Below are 16,409 nucleotides of genomic sequence, written 5' to 3' on the forward strand. Positions count from 1 at the left end.
CCGGACCTCACTCGCGCATGCCCCGTCCCGTGGGAGATTCTTTCCGACGTTATGCGTGCATCGTTCGCGGCGGCTCCGGCGTTGCGGAATCCGGGTCCCGACTTCCGGGAACGGCCGAAACGGGCAACCACTACGGTGGGCCCATGACCTCCGCCGTCACCAGCACGCCGAAGCCGACCGCCCTGATCACCGGTGCGAGTCGCGGTCTCGGCGCGGCCATCGCCCGAGAACTGGCCCCCTGCCACGAATTGCTGCTCGGCGCGCGGTCGCGGGAGTCGCTGGGCGGGATCCTCGCGGAGTTGCCGGAGGCGACGCCGTGGCCGGTCGAGCTGACCGACTATCCCGCGGTGGCCGCCGCGGCGGCGGGCATCGGACGACTGGACGTGTTGGTGCACAACGCGGGGATCGCGGATCTGGGCACGATCGCGGACTCGTCGGTCGAGCAGTGGCGGAACACGGTGGAGGCCAACCTCATCGCGGTCGCCGAGCTGACCAGGGTGCTGCTGCCCGCGTTGCGCGCCGCCGACGGCCATGTGGTGCTGATCAATTCGGGGGCGGGTCTGCGCGCGCATCCGGGGTGGGCGAGTTACGCCGCGAGCAAATTCGGTCTGCGCGCGTTCGGCGACGCGCTACGTCAGGAGGAGCCGGCGCTGCGCGTCACCTCGATCCATCCCGGGCGCGTCGACACCGACATGCAGCGCGAGATCATCGCGGGCGAGGGTCGCGACTACCGGCCCGAGGAATTCCTGCGGCCCGAGACGGTGGCCATCGCGGTCCGGCAGGCGATCGAGACTCCGCGCGACGGGCATCCGACCGAGATCGTGCTGCGGCCCTACTGAGGCCGCGACCGAGTTCCCGACACCGAGTTCCCGACACCGACTGCTCGGCGACGGCGCGCGCCCGCGACGGCAGGCACCCCGGCCGCGTCCCGAGCCCGGGGTCACTCGGCGTTCAGCGTCCGATATGTCTCGGTTCGCTCACGTGTGCGCGGCGGTTAACCGAATGGTCGGAATGCGCCGATAGAGTGCCGCCTGTTCATCCGTCCGTCGCACACCCCGGCTCTCCCACCTGCGACGGGACACCGATCCGAGCGGACCCCGAAGGTATGTGATCGTGGAACGACGTCGTTTGCTGACGCTGCTGGCGGCAGGTACCGCCGTGGCGTTGACCGGGTGCGCGGTGGCCGAGGGCGACCCGCTCCGGAGCGGCTCCGCCGGGGACATCCCCCTGCCGCCCGCGCCGGGCCCCACGACTCCGCTCCTGCCGCCACCGTCCGGCGTGCGGACCCCGATCCCGGCGGGCACCATCACCGCCCTGCCCGGACCCGGCACGAATATGGCGCTCACCGTGGACGACGGCGCGAGCCCGGAGGTGGTCGGCGCGTACATCCGCTTCGCCCGCGACACGGGCGCGCGGTTCACCTTCTTCGTCACCGCCTACTACGACTCCTGGAACCTGCACCGCGACGCGCTGCGCCCCTTGGTGGACTCCGGCCAGATCCAACTCGCCAACCACACCTGGGATCACGCCGACCTCACCGCGATCTCCGCGAGCGCGGTCGCGAGCCAACTCCAACGCGCGAAGACCTACCTGCGCGACGCCTTCGGCGTGGACGGCACCCCCTACTTCCGGCCGCCCTTCGGCAGGCACAACGCCACCGTCGACCGTGTCGCCGCCGACCTCGGCTACACCGTCCCGACCATGTGGTACGGCTCGCTGTCGGACTCCGGGGTGATCACCGAGGAATACCTGATCGCCTGCGCTCGGGAGTATTTCACCCCGCAGACCATCGTCATCGGACACGCCAACGCGCCCGCGGTGACCCACTGCTACGGCCAACTCGTGGACATCATCCGCGAGCGCCACCTGTCGATGGTCACCTTGAACGACGTCCTGCTCCCGCCGCGCTGAGCCGAGAACACCTGTCGGACTACAGTGTCCACCGACAACGAAGGGAGCGCGCCGCCCGCGAGCGACGCGCCCCCCTTCCCGCCGGACTAGACGCCGATGCGGCCGTTGGGCTTCCAGACCACCGCTACCGACGGACGCGGCTGGGAAGCGCCGCCGTCCGGCCAGTGCGACAGCGGGTTCTCCGGGGACGCGTCATCGGCTTCGCCGGGATGCTGCACGCAGACGATCACCCGCGATTCGGTGACGATCGGACCGCAGGTCTCCGCACCGCGCGGAACGGTCAGGAACTGCTTGGTCTGACCGCGGTTCGGGCCGTCGAGCACCACCGAGAACAGGCCGTCGTTGCTCTTGAGGGCGTTGCCGTCGGTGGAGATCCACAGGTTGCCGTACGGATCGAAAGCCAGATTGTCCGGGCAGGAGATCGGGCTGACCTTGGTCTTGTCGTAGCCGGCGAAGTAGGTGTCGGCGGCCGCCGGGTCACCGCAGACCAGCAGCAGCGACCAGGTGAACTCGGTGCCCGCGTGGTCGTCGTCGATCTCCAGGATCTGACCGTTCTTGTTCAGCTTGCGCGGGTTGGCCTCGTCGGGGCCCGCGGACTTCTCGTCCTTGCCGCGGTTGTCGTTGTTGGTCAGCGCCACATACACCTTGCCGGTGTAGGGGTTGGCCTCGAAATCCTCGGGGCGGTCCATCTTGGTCGCGCCGACCTTGTCGGCCGCCAACCGGGTGAACACCGCGACCTCCTCGGCCGAGAACCCGTCCACCAGCGACTTGCCCTTGCCGTCCGCGCCGGTCTCCAGCAGCGGAATCCACTGGCCCTTGCCGGTGAAGCCCTTGTCGGAGGGCACCGTGCCGGAGCCGTCGATCTTGTCGGGATGATCGCCGGTCAGCTTGGCCACGTAGAGGGTGCCCTGCGCGAGGATGCCCATGTTGTGGCGGGTCGCGGACTGGCCGGCGCCCGACTGCATCTTGCGCGAGGAGATGAACTTGTACATGTAGTCGAACCGCTCGTCGTCACCGGTGTAGGAGACGACCTCGCCGTTCTTGGTGATGTAGATGGTCGCGCCCTCGTGCTTGAGCCTGCCGAGCGCGGAATGCTTGACCGGGGTGGAGGTGGGGTCCCACGGGTCGATCTCGACGACGTAGCCGAACCGGTTGGGCTCGTTGGGTTCCTGCGCCATGTCGAAACGCTTGTCGGTGCGCTCCCACTGGTTCGGGGTGGTCGCGCCCTTGGGGAAGCCGTAACGCTTGCTGCGCGGCTTGTCCAGCGGATCGCTGACCTTGTCGCCGTTGGCGAAGTAGCCGTTGAAGTTCTCCTCACCGGAAAGCACCGTGCCCCAGGGGGTCACGCCGCCCGCGCAGTTGGCGAAGGTACCGAGCACCTTCTTGCCGGAGGGGTCGGCGGTGGTCTTGGTGAACAGGCTGCCCGCGGCCGGACCGGTGATCTCGAATTCGGTCTCGGCGGTGATCCGGCGGTTGTACTTGCCGAACACCGGGGTCAGCTTGCCGCTGCCGGATTCGCTCTTGACCTCGATCACGGTCAGGCCGTGCGCGACCTTGGTGATGGCGATCTGCTCGTCGGTGGGCGCGTCCTTGTTGTAGCCCTTGAACATCTGCGGACCGGTGGTGTACTCGTGATTGACCACCAGCAGGAACGAATCGGGCTGTCCCTCGATGGGCAGCAGCGCGGCGAAATCGTTGTTGTACCCGAACTGCTTGGCCTGCGCGGCCGGCGTCTGGCGGTCGAAGTCGAAGGCGGGCGCGTCGGCGAAAACCGGGTCGCCCCAGCGGATGACGACCGACTGCTGGTAGCCCTGCGGCACCACCAGCGCGTCGTCCTTGTTCGGGGCGACGGCGGCGAAGTCGGTGCCGGTGCCCGCGCTACCGGCGGGCGTGTAGGTGGGGGTGACGGCGTCGGCGGACTCGTCGTCGCCACCGCAGGCGGCCAGCGCGCCGCCGACACCGACGGCCAGCACGGCGGCCGCACCGCCCTTGATCAGGCCGCGGCGGTTCAGGGAGGCGACGATGTCACCGAAGTAGGCGCCGTCGGAGGTGTTCGGGGCCTCGTGGAAACAGGCGTTGCCGCACTTGTATTCGCACGTGAGGTTCGCGCGGCCGGACTGGCCGTCGTGTTTCACGAAAAGGGCGAGGGGTTTCGACTTCACGGTGACTCCCGGGTAGGTCCGACGCGCCGCACGGTAAACGCCTGACACTATCCGTAGGAAAAGCCGGGGTGAACGACCGGACAATTAGGTAACCCTCAGTTAGCTGAGGGGGTGCGGACGCAAGGAACCCGGTGTCCGCTGGGGCGCGGGCACCGGGTCCGGTGGGGCCCTCTCGTCGGGTCTCGGGTGGTGGGGATTCGGGTCGTGGAGAGTCCGGTCGCGGGATTCGGATCGTCGGGACGGCGAAGGGGGCGGCGGGGCTCAGGCATTGACCGGAAGCGACAGCACGACCTCCCGCTCGTTCTCGGGCAGGTAGTGCACCTGCACGATCCGGCCGACCTGGACGTAGCCCACCGCGGTCGGCGGGAGGAACTTCTCCACCCGGGTGCCGAAGGTCGAACCGTCCGGGCGGGTCACCATCAGCGTGACCTCGACCTTGGAATGTCCGTCGCGGATCTCGCCCGGCACCGCCAGCGCCTGCACGACGCCCTGGGCCCGGACCCCGCGCTCGGCGATGTCGAGCTTCTCCGGCGTGGTGAACCCCTTGCGGATCATCGACTGGTTCATCGCCCGCTGCGCCTCGGCGCCGTTGCCGGACAGGTCGACCTCGACCTTGTCGGTGCGGTCCGGCAGGTAGCGCACCGGCAGCACCACGCCGGGACGCAGCAGCGCCAGTTCGGTCAGCGGCACGATCATCCGCGCCGTGGAACGGAACACCTTGCCGTCCGCGCCCTCGACGCTGAATTCGATGCGCACCTGCGGCTGGTCATTGAGGGTGACGCCGGTGTGGCGGAACGAGCGCACGGTGCCCAGACCCATCAGGCCGCCGCGGAATTCGGTGCTGTTCAGGCCGGTCAGCGCGGGCATGATGCCGTCGCCGGTGAAGGCGAACACGATCGGCACCACGGTCAGGGCGATGATCGGCAGGGACATCTGCCAGCCCACCCAGCCCATGTAGGCGGGGAAGAAGTCGTCCTCGTAGGTCAGGCCGGTCCAGAGGTAGTAGGCGATCGCCAGGACGCCGAAGGCGACGGCGAGGGAGCGGGCGGTGTTCTTCATGGTTGTTCCTGGTGGGGGTTGGGGAGGGGTGGGGATGAAATGGGTCGCACTCGAATCCGCGCCCCGCGCTCCTCGGGCGGGGCGCGGAATTCGAGGCGAGCGGACATCAGCCGACGATGGTCGAGCAGGCGAAGGTGATGTCGAACTTGGAGGTGCTGGGGCCGGCCAGCGGGTTGGTCATGTCGGGGGCGCCGACACCCTCGCCGGTCACCTTGTAGGTGTTGCCGTCCTTGACCACCTTGGCCGAACCGCCCGAGCCCGCGCCGAAGGCGACCGCGTAAGGCATGCCGTTGGAGCCGCCCTTGCTGCCCGCGATGCCGACCGCCTGCACGGTGTCGCCCTCGAGGGTGGCGCTCACGCTGAGCTGGCCGTAGGTGGCGTTGGCGTTGTCGGTCAGGGCCAGCGCCAGGGTGCCGCCCTGCTTGACGCAGGTGGTGTCGAACTTGCCGTCGAAAGCCTTGCCGTCGACCGCGGCCGCCGACTTGCCGCCCGCGGGGGCGACCGGAGCCGCCGAGGTGCCGGGCTGGGCCGACGAGCTCGGGGAGGCGCTCGTGCCTGCGTCGTCGCTGCATCCGGTGACGAGCAGGGCCAGCGCGGCGGCGGCGGCGACGGTGGTGGCGGCGAGGCGGGTGCTGGTGATCATGATGTCTTCCTTGTCTTTTCGGTTGGTGCGGCTCCTCGGTCGGTGCCGTTGAGAGAAATGTAGGAACGGCGCGCGCCCTACCGATCCCAGGTTTCGGCGGTGGCGTTCCCCGAAAACTCCGTTAACCTGGTCGAATGCGACGACCGCGCGCCATGGTGCTCGACGAGGTGTGGCGCGGACTCGACGGAGTCGAACCGCTCAGCGGCCCCGGCGGCGGCCCGCTGCGGCGCACCGTGAAGCTGCTGCTCGACCCGCTGGTGATCCGCCCGGTGCAGAACCCGAGTTGCGCGGGCGCGGTACTCACCGAGGACGGGGCCACCCTGCTCACCGCCCGCGTGCACGCCAACGCCGACGTCCTGCGCGCCACGGCGAACTGGTTCACCCTGCTCAAGCAGGTGCGCCGGGCGCTGCGCGTCACCGAGGGCAATCCGCAGGACCTGTACTTCCAGCGCTGCTTCGAACTCGCCACCACCCGCGGCCTGCCCGACCCCGACCGTGACCGCGCGGTCGCCGAGGAGAACCTGCGCGATATCCACGAATTCAGCGCGGGCCGCACCACCCAGGCGCTCAAACAGCACGTCACCGACGAAGGTCGGGCGCGCGAACTCACCGCGCTGCTGGAAGTGGCGTGGCGGCGTCGCCCGGCCGCGCAGACCCCCAGCGGAACCCACCTCGCCGCCCTCGCCGACCTGTTGGACGCGGCGGCCGACGCGCGGTGGGACGACGACGGCGGCGACGGGCAGGACCTGCTCGACGATCTCGTCGCCGCCCACGCGGGCACCCATTCCGGCCTGGCGCTGTGGCAGCGCGAAGCCGGGCCGAGCGCCCGCGAACTCGGCCTCACCGCGCATCCGCTGCCCGAGCGGCCCGCCCTCGGCGCGTCCGCGTCCACCGCGAATCTCGGACTCCCCTTCGATCGCAGCGTCTACGAGCGGGTGTTCACCGTCCTGCAAGGGTCTACCGACCGCGCGGATCTGCCACCGGTCCCGGAACTGGTCACCGCGGAGATCGCGCGCAGTTGCGCGCCGTGGGCGTTGTTGGAGGAATCGCTGCGGGTCACCGCGGCGGCGGGCGCGGCACTGGCCGACGGGTTCGCGCCCATCGGCGCGCCCGCCCGGCTCAGCGCCGTCGACGGCACCACCACCAGGGCGCTGCCCGCACCGCCCGATCCGGACGGGCCGGGGTCCTCGGCACGCCGGGTCATCAACAGCCGCTGGCAGCGCGAGGCGTATGTACTCCAGGCGCGCCGCCTGGTGCTGGACGCGAACGCCGAACTCGCGCCGGACAATCCGCTCGAGGCCATCGCCGCCGAACTGCGCACTCCGTGGCGGCCCTACCTGCGTCGACTGTGGGTGCGGCTGCACGGGCGCGACTCCCGCGATATCGGCGTGCACGATCCCGACGAGCTGTGGGATCTGCTCGACGGGGTCGCGCGGTCGGTGATCCTTGACCATCGCAGCCGGGTCAAGAACGCCCTGAGCGCCGAAACCGTCGCGAGCGCACCGGAATCGAGGGCCAGCTGATGACGGAGGTGCGCGTCCACCGCGCGGCCGGTGTACTGGTGATCGCCCCGGCGGGTGCGCCCACGGTGCTCGACGGCGCACCAGCGCTCGGCGTACTCGTCCTCGAAGTCGCGGGTGGTCACCTGAGCTGGGAACTCACCGGCGCGCAACGTCTTCCGGCCGCCGTGCTGGACGATACGGACGCCGCCGCCGACTGGCTGTGGGCGCTCTACGGCGAAGCGGCGACACTGGCCGTCGCCGACCTGCGCCCCGGTCCCGTGGACGCCGAACCCGCACGGCCCGAACTCCTCTCGCACGCGTGGCGACTCGCCTACGCGCACTGGGCGAGTCGCTGGTGGCCCGCCTCCACCATCGACGGCATCGCCGCCCTCGATCCCGACCTGCTGCGTGCCGACATCGCCGAACTCACCGAGGCGTGCGAACAACTCGTGGACGGCTCGGACGCCGAGACGGACCCGCCCGCCGTCACCGTCGCCGTCGGCAGTCGCGACGACTACGCGCTGGCCGCGGGCGGCGAGTCGGGCGGCGCCGGGCTGACGGTGGCGCGCGGCGTCGGCGGCTGGGATTGGCGGCGCTGCCCGCCCGGTCTGCTCGACGCCTCCGAACGCGCGGTCTCCTGGGAGGTGACGCGCGAAACCGGCGCGACACTGGTCACGGTGCGCGCCGCGGCCGCCCCCGACGTCCGGGCCCACGTCCCGATCCCGTTGCGGCCCCATGCTTTCCTCGACAGCACCGAGATCGCGCTGAACCTGGTCGGCGACACCTGGGTCGGCGAGAGCCCGATCGCCGCCGAGTCGGTGACGCGGGTCGAGGTGCGGGTGCCCGGCGTGGGATGGGCCGTCGACGGCGACGAGACGGGAACCCGTCGTGCGCTGCGCGACTTCGCCCGCCGCCGGTTGGACCGCGCCACCGACCCCGACGCCGGCGGTTTCGACGCGCCCCTGCCCGCCGAAATCGCCGCCGCCGCGACGGATACGGACTTCTGACGTGGGTTCTTCGATCACCCTGCGGCGGAGTCCCGGCGAACCGCGCACGGCCCGGCCGTCATCGGCATACCCCACGACCGCCCGAGACGAACTGACGCCGTCACTCGCCTTGGCGGCGGCGCGCGCCGAGGACATCGCGCATTCCTCGGCCGCCCGAGACGGACTGACGCTGTCACCCTCGGCATGCCGGGCCTGGCCGGGCAGCGCGAGAACCGCCACGAACGCGAAACCACCCTCAGCGAACACCGGATCGGCATTGTGGACGTGGCCGCCGCGATCATGCGCGACCAACGCGAAACCGAGCGGACGATGACCGAACATTCCGCCGATACCGGAGCCGACGCGCGCGCGGCAGACGACGCCGCCGCGCGCGCGATCCTGTTGGAGGGGGCGACGGCCTACCAGCGCGGGGAGGTCGCCGAAGCCCTGCGGATCTTCGAGGACGCCGCTCGCACGGGGACCGGGGGGCTGCGGCAGAGCGCGCTCATCAACGCCGCGAGCATGGCCGACGAACTCGGCGATCACGTGACGGCGCTGGGCTGGTATCGCGAGGCGTTGCGGGAACTGCCCGCCGACGCGGTGGAGAAGCGGGCCTCGGCGCTGATCAACTATTCGCAGGCCCTCCAGCACGTCGGCGATCTGGCCGACGCGCAAGCCGCACTGGAACAGGCGCGCGACCTGCTCGGCGACAGCGAGGAGTTCGGGTCGCTGCGAGTGGCCTGCCTGCTGTCGCTGTGCGCGGTCGCCTTCCACCACGGGCAATGGCAGCGCACCATCGCGCTGGCCACCGAATCCCTGGACGCGGCCGTGCGATTCGCGCCGCACCTGGCGGGTCATCCGCTGATGAACCTGGCGGGCGCGTACTTCGAGACCGGTCACCGCGACCTCGCGGTGGACTTCGCGCGGCAGGCCGCCGCGGCGTTCGAAACCGCGCAGGACGGCAACGGGGTCGCCGAGACCCAGCAGAACACCGCCACCATGCTGCTGCGGATGGACCGCCCCGACGAGGCCGAACCGCTGCTGCTGACCAGTCAGGAGTATTTCGAGCGCGCCGGACTCGGGCATCGCGCGGGCATCGGCCGGAAGACCCTCGGTTTCCTCGCCGAAGCCCGCGACGACCTCGAGGCCGCCCACCGGCACTATCAGCGCGGCCACGACTGGTTCACCGCCTCCGGCGCGGTCCTCGACGCCGCCGACGTGCGCGTCCGCCTGGCGACGGTCGCCTTCCGCACCGGTCGCGCCGCCGAGGGCGAAGAACTGCTGGCGGCGGCGTTCACCGCCTACGCCGAGCGCGGCCTCGGTCTGCACTGCGCGCAGATCGACTACTGGCACGCGATGCTGCTCGAATCCGTCCTGGACGCCCTGCCCGCCCCGGACCCGCATCTGCTCGCCGCCGCCACCGACCTCGCCGTCACCTCCGCCGTCGCCATCGACGCCGTCCGCCACACCTTCGCCAACGGCACCCAGCGCGACCAGTGGAACCGCGGCATCGCCGACCCCGCCGTCCACTTGGCCTTCCGTTTCGCTCATCGCGCCGGCAATGCCCCCCTGCTGGCCGATCTGATCGAAACCCGCTGCGCGGGATCGACCCTGAACATCGCACCGGCCACCCCCGGCACCCCGACCTCCCTCCCCTTCGACCTCGTCGAACCGCCGGTCATCTCCGACGGCCCGCCGTCGAGCCACGCACCCGAAACCTCCGCCGAATTCGACGGACCGACCTTGATGGCGGGAACAGCGCGCGTTCCGGAGGACCCGCACGCCACCGCCGGGGCGCTGCGACTGGGTACCGCGCTGGCGGAAGTGGCCGCGAGCGCGGGACTTCCGGTCGCGCCGCCCCCGCGCTTGGCGGTCGGCTCGGATCGTCACATCGCGCTGGCCGCCTATATCGCCGCCGCCGAGCAGCGCTACGGTCGCCGGGTGCGCGACGATCTGGTGGTCCCGACGTGAGCGCGACCGAATTCGAGCGCGATCCCGAGGTCGACGGCAGGAGCCGGAACATCCCGGGCGACCGCCCGGTCGAGGCCGACCGGCGTGCCGACGTGACCGCCCACAGCGCCGCCGACGACCTCCGGGCACGACCGACGGTGTTCCTGCGGATGGCCGACGCGGGGAATCTGTACATGTCGTGGCGGTGGGCTGACGACGTCGCCGCGCCGGGAGTGGTCGCGGTGCCCTCGGGGCCTGCGGAGGCGGCGGTCGCGCGGTTGACGCGGGCGCTGCCCGATCCGGCCGCACCGGACGGCTTGTCATATGCGCTCACCGAGGGAGATCTCGCGCGCGGCGAGACGGAATACGATCTGGCGCGCGAGCTTTCGCGAGCGTTGCTGCCCGAGGACTTGGCCGAGCAGGTGGCGGCGTTCGCGCGCGACGGGGTACGGCCGCTGCTGCGGGTGCAACCGTCTCCTCGGGTCGCGCAGGTGTCGTGGGAGATCCTCGCGCCCGCGCCGACGGTGCGGTTGGTGGATCTCGCCGATATCGCGCTGCTCGCGGCGGCGGGGATCAGCGGCGCGCCCGGGCGGACGGTACGGCGGTGGGCGACGGATCGGGAGTTGCCGGTCGTGGCGGTGCTCGACCCCAGGATTCCCGGGTTCCGGGCGGATTCGGCGCTGGGATCGGTGCTGGGTCGGGTGGAATCGCCCTCGCCGCTGCTGGACCGGGTCGCGCGCTATCTGGCCGAGGACCGCCTTCGGCCCGCGGCCGACGATCCCGCCGCGGTGTTCCGGCGCACCGATGTGGATCGCGGCTGGTTGGGTGCGGCGCTGCGCGCGGGCGCGAGTCGACTGCTCTACGTCGGTCACGTGTCCGCCGCCGCACCGGATTCGGGGCGCAGCGAGCACGCCGAACTGCATCTGTCCTGCGCGGCGGAGGCGACGGGTTTCGCCGAACCCATGCGCGCGCACCGCCCGCTCTCGGCCAAAGACCTGCTGCTGGGCACGCATTCACTGGCCGACGCCCCGGAGGCGGGGAACCGGTTGTGGCCCATGCCGAGCCGGGTTGCCCTGATCGCCTGCGAGAGCGGCGGCGATCTGCGGTTCTCCGAGGCGCTCGGACTCACCGCCGCGATGCTCACCGGCGGCGCGGAACTGGTCACCGCGAGCCGCTGGCCGTTGCCGACCGACCTCGCCTTCCACCGACTCGCGCACGCGGAGGCGGCCACACCGCTGCGTGACGCCGTCCTGGCAGTGGATTCCGCGCACGAGCGACCCGATCCGGTTGCCGCGTTGGCGTACTGGCAGCGAGAACGACTCGCGCGCTGGCGTTCCGAGCCGGTGATCGAGAACTCCCCGATCCTGTGGTCCGCCTTCGCGACCCTGTGCGGCTGACGCGCATACGGCCGAACCGCCGCGAGCTCAACCCCTGTGGGCCAGCAGGTGTTCCATGATCAGCATGGTCAGGACCTCGGGGGCTTGTTCGGGCACCCAGTGCGAGATGTCGTCGAGCATCTCGAAACGGTAGGGGCCGTCCACGTGGTCGCCGCTGGTGGTGGCGGCGGTGGAGCCGATGGTGGCGTCCTCGGTGCCCCACACGTAGAGGGTGGGGACGTGCACGGACGGGGTGGGACCGGCCAGATGCATGGCGCGGTACCAGTTGAGCGCGGCGGTCAGGGCTTCGGGTTGGGTGAGCCGGTGGACGTAGTCCTCGATGCGTTCCTGCGGGATCTTGTGGTCGAAGATCTTGCGCACGCCGGCGGCGTTGTCGGCGAGCAGCAGTCGTTCGGCGACCCGCGGTCTGCGTAGCACGTCGAGGTATTGCGAGCGCTGCACCTGGTCCTCGTCCTCGGTGAGGGCGCGCAGGTAGGCGGCGGGATGCGGCATGGAGACCGCGGTGAGGGTGCGGATGCGTTCGGGGAGGGCGGCAGCGGCGGCCCAGCCGACATAGGCGCCCCAGTCGTGGCCGACGAGATCGAAGCGCTCCCAGCCGAGTTCGTCGGCAATGGCGGCGACGTCGCCGACCAGTTCCTCGAGGCAGTAGTCGGCGGCGTGTTCGGGGCGCGCGCCGGGGGAATAGCCGCGTTGATCGGGGGCGACGACCTGGCAGCCCCCGTTGCCCAGTGCGGTGAGTTGGAACTCCCACTGGATCGCCGCTTCCGGGAAGCCGTGCAGCATCAGCACTTCCCGACCGCCGGCGGCACCGCAGGACAGCGCGTCGAACGTGCCCGCCGCGGTGGGGACCTTGATTGCCTCGATCATCCCGCCGACTCTAGCCGCGCCCCCCGACCGTTTCGCCGGATATCCGGGGGGCGTTTTCGGCGGGCGGACCGGGCCGGTTACCGCTCAGTGTTCGTCGTAGTGCCCGTCGTGGGCGGCGTGGCGGTGACCGTCGTGGATGTAGTCGACATGGTCGCCGTGCGGGACGGCGACATGCCCGCAACCTTCGCCGTGCACGTGGTCGTGGGTGGTGTGTTCGGCGTGCCCGGCCGGTTCGCACTCATCGAAGTGTCCGTTGTGGGCGCGGTGCAGGTGTCCGTCGTGGACGTAGTCGACGTGGTCGCCGTGCGGGACCGAGACGTGGCCGCAGTCGGGGCCGTGGACATGTCCGTGATCGGTGTGCTCGACGTGTGCTGTGGTCATCAGAAGCCTTCCTCCATGCCGAGGGACGGATGAATCTGTGAACACCGACACATTAGCAGGTGCGCATCAGTGCAGGTAGCTGAGGGTGTGCTACCTGTCCGCGCAACGATTCAGAGAACTTGGGAAAGGAAACGACGCAACCGGTCGGTCTTGGCATCTTCGAACACCGCGTCCGGCGCACCCGTCTCCACCACCTGACCGGCGTCCATGAACAGGACACTGTCGGACACGGTGCGGGCGAACCCCATCTCGTGGGTCACCACGACCATCGACATCCCGCCCGAGGCCAACTCCGCCATCAGCGCGAGCACCCCCTTGACCAATTCGGGGTCCAGCGCGGAGGTGGCCTCGTCGAAGAACATGATCTCCGGTCGCATGGCCAGCGCCCGCGCGATCGCCACCCGCTGCTGCTGCCCGCCGGACAGGTTCGCCGGACGCGCGTCGGCCCGATTCGCCAGCCCGACGACCTCCAACTGTTCCACCGCCGCCGCCCGCGCCGCCTCCTTCGACAGCCCCAGCAGCTTGCGCGGGCCGAGCGCGATGTTCTGCGCGACGGTCATGTGCGGGAACAGGTTGAACTGCTGGAAGACCATGCCGATGCGGCGACGCAGCCGGTCCGGGTCCTCCTTCAGCACCGAGACGCCGTCCAGCAGGATGTCGCCGCTGTCGGGCTCGTGCAGCCGGTTCAGCACCCGCAGCAAGGTCGACTTGCCCGAACCGGACGGCCCGATCACCGTCACCGTCCGGCCCGCGTCCACCTGGATGTCGATGCCGCGCAGCACGGGATTGCCGCCGAGGGTCAGATGCAGTCCGGTCCCGGTCAGCGACGCACCGGTGCGGGATTCGCCGGTCGACTCGCTCATGATCAGCGTCCTTCCGTGATCGTGGCCTGCTCGAGCTGATCGATGGGCCGGTCCGGTCGGCCGGTGCGCATCCGCCGATCGATGTAGTTCACCAGGTGGGTCAGCGGGATCGTCAGCAGCAGATACACCAGACCGGCCGCCACCAGCGGGGACAGGTTGCCGGTCTGGGCGTTGAGATCGCGGCCGACCGCGAACAGTTCGCGCTGGGTGGCGAGCAGTCCGAGAAAGTAGATCAGCGAGGAATCCTTGATCAGCGCGATGAACTGGTTCATCAGCGCGGGCAGCACCCGCCGCACGCCCTGCGGGATCACCACCAGGATCATCGACTGGGTGTAGCCGAATCCGATCGCGCGGGCCGCTTCGAGCTGACCCGGTTCGACGGACTGGATACCCGAGCGGAAGATCTCGCCGATATAGGCCGAGGCCAGCAGCGCCAACGCCACCGCGCCCAGCCAGTACGGGTTGTTGCCGGTCAGATTCTTGACCACGGGGCCGACGCCGAGGCCGATGATCAGGATGATCACCACCGCGGGCAGACCGCGGAAGATGTCGGTGTAGACGCGGGCGGGCCAGCGCAGCCAGCGGGTCCGGGAGATGCCCGCGACCGCGAGCAGCATGCCGATGACCGTACCCAGCGCGCCGGAGACCACCGCCAGGATCAGCGTGTTCGGCAGACCGGTCTTCAGCAGGTCCGGGAACGCCTCCCGATACAGCGACCAGTCGAAGAAGGTCTCGCGCAACTGCTGGAGCGTGGACTTCGGCGCGGTCTGCTCGGTCTGCGCGGGCCCTTCGGCCGCGGCGATCGCGGCGAAATCGGGCAGTTCCGGGACGGGCGCGGCCTTGGAGCCGGGCTTCCAGCCGGGCGGGAGCTGACGCGGCACCCAGTCGGTGTAGAGGCGCGCGTAGGTGCCGTCGGCGATGACCGCGTCCAGACCGCTGTTGAGCGCGTCGACCAGCGGCTGATTGCCCTTGCCGACCGCCCATGCGGCGAAATTGTCCAGGCTGAAGGCGTTCTGGACGACCGCGGTGCCGTCACCCGGCGCGATCGCGCCCTCGGCCTGCGCGGACGGGGCGACCCACGCGTCGACCTGGCCGGTCTTCAGATTCGCGTAGGCGGTGTTGTAGTCGGGGAATTTGACCGGATCGAGTTTCAGGGTGTTGACGACGTATTCGTCTTGGACGGTGCCCTGCACGACCGCGATCCGACTGCCCGGCTTCAGATCCGCGAACCCCTTGATCGGGCTCCCGTTCGGGACGACCAGCGCGAAGTACCCGAAGTCGTAGCCGTTGGTGAAGTCGACCAACTGACGGCGCGCGTCGGTGGTGGTGATGTTGGACGAGCCCACGTCGAAGCGGCGGCCGGCGACATTGGCCAGCAGTCCGGAGAATTCGGTGCCGGAGAATTCGACGCGCAGACCGAGTTTCGCGGCGATCGCGGCCAGCAGTTGGTTGTCGAAGCCGGTGAACTGTCCGCTGCTGTCGACGCAGATGCTCGGCGGCGCGTCGGACAGCGTGCCGACGCTGAGCGTGCCCGGGGTGATCAGGTTCAGCCGGGAGACGTCGATCGAGGACAGCGGGGGCGCGGTCGGCGTGGTGTACCGGTCGGGCCCCGCCGACGCGGAGTCGGCCAGATTGGTCGGCGCGGCCGAGGCGGCGGACAGGCCGGGCGGGGCGCACAGGTCGCGGCCCGCCGCGGATTCTCCCCCCGAACCACAGCCGGTCGCGGCCAGGGCGACGCCGATCAACAGGACGGCGAGCAACGCACGGAACCGCACAGCGAGCAGACCAGCCATGCAAGGAATCTAGCCGCCGACTCGTCGCAATTCTCCGGCTACCCCGCCGCGCGGCGCATCGACCCTGGCCGGGGCGTTCGGATCAGCTCGAGTCGAAAACCACCGCACGGCGACGCCGACCCTCGGCAATTTCCTACGACCGACCCTCGGCAATTCCCTACGCCGGATCGGTGCCGAGGTCGGCGCAGTGCTCGGCCAGTACGGCGCTCTTGTGCCCGAGCGCGTCCAGATCGGCGAAGCTGTGCCAGATGTCGGCGTACTGGGCCACCAGGCGCAGCGTCTTGCGTTCGCCGCCACCGCCGATCAGGATCGGGATGCGCCGCGTCGGGGCCGGGTTGAGTTTGCCCAACCGCTCGGTCAGCCGCGCGAGGTTGTCCTTGAGCAGCGCCAATCGGCTTCCGGCCGTGCCGAATTCGTAGCCGTACTGGTCGTAGTCCTTGCGGAACCAGCCCGCGCCGATGCCGAGGATCAGCCTGCCCGCGCTGATGTGGTCGACGGTGCGCGCCATATCCGCGAGCAGTTCCGGGTTGCGATAGCCGCCGCCGGTGACCAGCGCGCCGATCTCCACCCGCTCGGTCTGCTCGGCGAAGGCGGCCAGCATCGTCCAGCATTCGAAATGCGCGCCGTCGGGATCGCCGGTCAGCGGATAGAAGTGGTCCCAGTTGAAGACGATGTCCACGCCCGCTTCCTCCGCGCGCAGCACCGCGTCGCGGATCAGTCCGTATTCGGGTGCGTGCTGGGGCTGGAGCTGGACGCCGATCCGAACGGGACGACTCATGCGGCACTCCTCGCGTCTGGTGCGTTTCCCCGACGAGGCTACCCGCGCGCGGGCCGTAGCGCGGTGTCGCCGCGAGCGCAGAGCCGGCGCAATGGCAATATCGTGGCAAATCCCGAA

Annotated in this window: 13 protein-coding genes and 1 pseudogene; 6 read left to right on the plus strand and 8 right to left on the minus strand. The window is 70.3% G+C overall.

What is annotated here, in order from left to right:
• The first annotated feature begins 143 nt into the window (after window positions 1-143).
• Together ON30_RS26765 and ON30_RS26770 are read left to right on the plus strand one after the other, a co-directional pair.
• Window positions 144-839 (plus strand): SDR family oxidoreductase, encoded by a 696-nt coding sequence (locus ON30_RS26765; protein ID WP_040711287.1) that lies wholly within the window; start codon window positions 144-146, stop codon window positions 837-839.
• A 274-nt stretch (window positions 840-1,113) separates the two neighbouring features.
• Window positions 1,114-1,911 (plus strand): polysaccharide deacetylase family protein, encoded by a 798-nt coding sequence (locus ON30_RS26770; protein WP_245554230.1) that lies wholly within the window; start codon window positions 1,114-1,116, stop codon window positions 1,909-1,911.
• Between the two features lie 86 nt (window positions 1,912-1,997).
• Here the strand turns inward: ON30_RS26770 and ON30_RS26775 are convergent, their stop codons facing one another.
• From ON30_RS26775 to ON30_RS26785, 3 genes are all read right to left on the minus strand, one after another.
• Entirely contained in the window at window positions 1,998-4,073 is a 2,076-nt protein-coding gene (locus ON30_RS26775; protein WP_040711290.1) for a PhoX family protein, read from the minus strand.
• Between the two features lie 261 nt (window positions 4,074-4,334).
• Window positions 4,335-5,132, minus strand: a complete 798-nt coding sequence (locus ON30_RS26780) for a hypothetical protein (protein WP_040711292.1) — start codon at window positions 5,130-5,132, stop codon at window positions 4,335-4,337.
• A 106-nt stretch (window positions 5,133-5,238) separates the two neighbouring features.
• Entirely contained in the window at window positions 5,239-5,775 is a 537-nt protein-coding gene (locus ON30_RS26785; protein WP_040711294.1) for a lipoprotein LpqH, read from the minus strand.
• A 152-nt stretch (window positions 5,776-5,927) separates the two neighbouring features.
• Between ON30_RS26785 and ON30_RS26790 the strand changes: the two genes are divergently transcribed.
• The 4 genes from ON30_RS26790 to ON30_RS26805 all read left to right on the plus strand — a co-directional run bounded on the left by ON30_RS26790 (window position 5,928) and on the right by ON30_RS26805 (window position 11,610).
• The gene (locus ON30_RS26790; RefSeq protein ID WP_040711297.1) at window positions 5,928-7,298 is read left to right on the plus strand and encodes a hypothetical protein; all 1,371 of its coding nucleotides are present in this window, start codon (window positions 5,928-5,930) and stop codon (window positions 7,296-7,298) included.
• Window positions 7,298-8,284: a hypothetical protein gene (locus ON30_RS26795; RefSeq protein WP_040711300.1), complete on the plus strand. Its 987-nt coding sequence runs from the start codon at window positions 7,298-7,300 to the stop codon at window positions 8,282-8,284. Before ON30_RS26790 ends, ON30_RS26795 begins: the two co-directional genes overlap by 1 nt.
• Before the next feature lie 309 nt (window positions 8,285-8,593).
• Window positions 8,594-10,234 carry a tetratricopeptide repeat protein gene (locus tag ON30_RS26800; protein WP_051030031.1) on the plus strand — a complete coding sequence of 547 codons (1,641 nt, stop codon included), beginning with the start codon at window positions 8,594-8,596 and terminating at the stop codon, window positions 10,232-10,234.
• 149 nt (window positions 10,235-10,383) lie between these two features.
• Window positions 10,384-11,610: a CHAT domain-containing protein gene (locus ON30_RS26805; protein ID WP_051030032.1), complete on the plus strand. Its 1,227-nt coding sequence runs from the start codon at window positions 10,384-10,386 to the stop codon at window positions 11,608-11,610.
• 27 nt (window positions 11,611-11,637) lie between these two features.
• Here ON30_RS26805 and ON30_RS26810 read toward each other — a convergent pair whose 3' ends face one another.
• The 5 genes and pseudogenes from ON30_RS26810 to ON30_RS26830 all read right to left on the minus strand — a co-directional run.
• The gene (locus ON30_RS26810; RefSeq protein ID WP_040711303.1) at window positions 11,638-12,477 is read right to left on the minus strand and encodes an alpha/beta fold hydrolase; all 840 of its coding nucleotides are present in this window, start codon (window positions 12,475-12,477) and stop codon (window positions 11,638-11,640) included.
• Window positions 12,478-12,561: 84 nt separating this feature from the next.
• Window positions 12,562-12,858 (minus strand): hypothetical protein, encoded by a 297-nt coding sequence (locus ON30_RS26815; RefSeq protein ID WP_040711305.1) that lies wholly within the window; start codon window positions 12,856-12,858, stop codon window positions 12,562-12,564.
• Window positions 12,859-12,968: 110 nt separating this feature from the next.
• On the minus strand, window positions 12,969-13,721 hold the full coding sequence (locus ON30_RS26820) for an amino acid ABC transporter ATP-binding protein (protein ID WP_040711308.1): 753 nt from the start codon (window positions 13,719-13,721) through the stop codon (window positions 12,969-12,971).
• 2 nt (window positions 13,722-13,723) lie between these two features.
• Window positions 13,724-15,514: an ABC transporter substrate-binding protein/permease gene (locus tag ON30_RS26825; RefSeq protein ID WP_040711311.1), complete on the minus strand. Its 1,791-nt coding sequence runs from the start codon at window positions 15,512-15,514 to the stop codon at window positions 13,724-13,726.
• Between the two features lie 163 nt (window positions 15,515-15,677).
• Window positions 15,678-16,292: pseudogene (locus ON30_RS26830) on the minus strand (LLM class F420-dependent oxidoreductase); the annotation flags it as partial.
• Window positions 16,293-16,409: the final 117 nt, after the last annotated feature.

Origin of the sequence: Nocardia takedensis NBRC 100417 (genome assembly GCF_000308695.1) — a bacterium.
Taxonomy (GTDB): Bacteria; Actinomycetota; Actinomycetes; order Mycobacteriales; family Mycobacteriaceae; genus Nocardia; species Nocardia takedensis.

Coding starts and splice junctions, on each gene's coding strand:
- ON30_RS26820 (WP_040711308.1), bottom strand. CDS start 13,721: ATGAGCGAGTCGACCGGCGAATCCCGCACCGGTGCGTCGCTGACCGGG.
- ON30_RS26800 (WP_051030031.1), top strand. CDS start 8,594: ATGACCGAACATTCCGCCGATACCGGAGCCGACGCGCGCGCGGCAGAC.
- ON30_RS26815 (WP_040711305.1), bottom strand. CDS start 12,858: ATGACCACAGCACACGTCGAGCACACCGATCACGGACATGTCCACGGC.
- ON30_RS26790 (WP_040711297.1), top strand. CDS start 5,928: ATGGTGCTCGACGAGGTGTGGCGCGGACTCGACGGAGTCGAACCGCTC.
- ON30_RS26805 (WP_051030032.1), top strand. CDS start 10,384: ATGGCCGACGCGGGGAATCTGTACATGTCGTGGCGGTGGGCTGACGAC.
- ON30_RS26765 (WP_040711287.1), top strand. CDS start 144: ATGACCTCCGCCGTCACCAGCACGCCGAAGCCGACCGCCCTGATCACC.
- ON30_RS26785 (WP_040711294.1), bottom strand. CDS start 5,775: ATGATCACCAGCACCCGCCTCGCCGCCACCACCGTCGCCGCCGCCGCC.
- ON30_RS26810 (WP_040711303.1), bottom strand. CDS start 12,477: ATGATCGAGGCAATCAAGGTCCCCACCGCGGCGGGCACGTTCGACGCG.
- ON30_RS26825 (WP_040711311.1), bottom strand. CDS start 15,514: ATGGCTGGTCTGCTCGCTGTGCGGTTCCGTGCGTTGCTCGCCGTCCTG.
- ON30_RS26795 (WP_040711300.1), top strand. CDS start 7,298: ATGACGGAGGTGCGCGTCCACCGCGCGGCCGGTGTACTGGTGATCGCC.
- ON30_RS26780 (WP_040711292.1), bottom strand. CDS start 5,132: ATGAAGAACACCGCCCGCTCCCTCGCCGTCGCCTTCGGCGTCCTGGCG.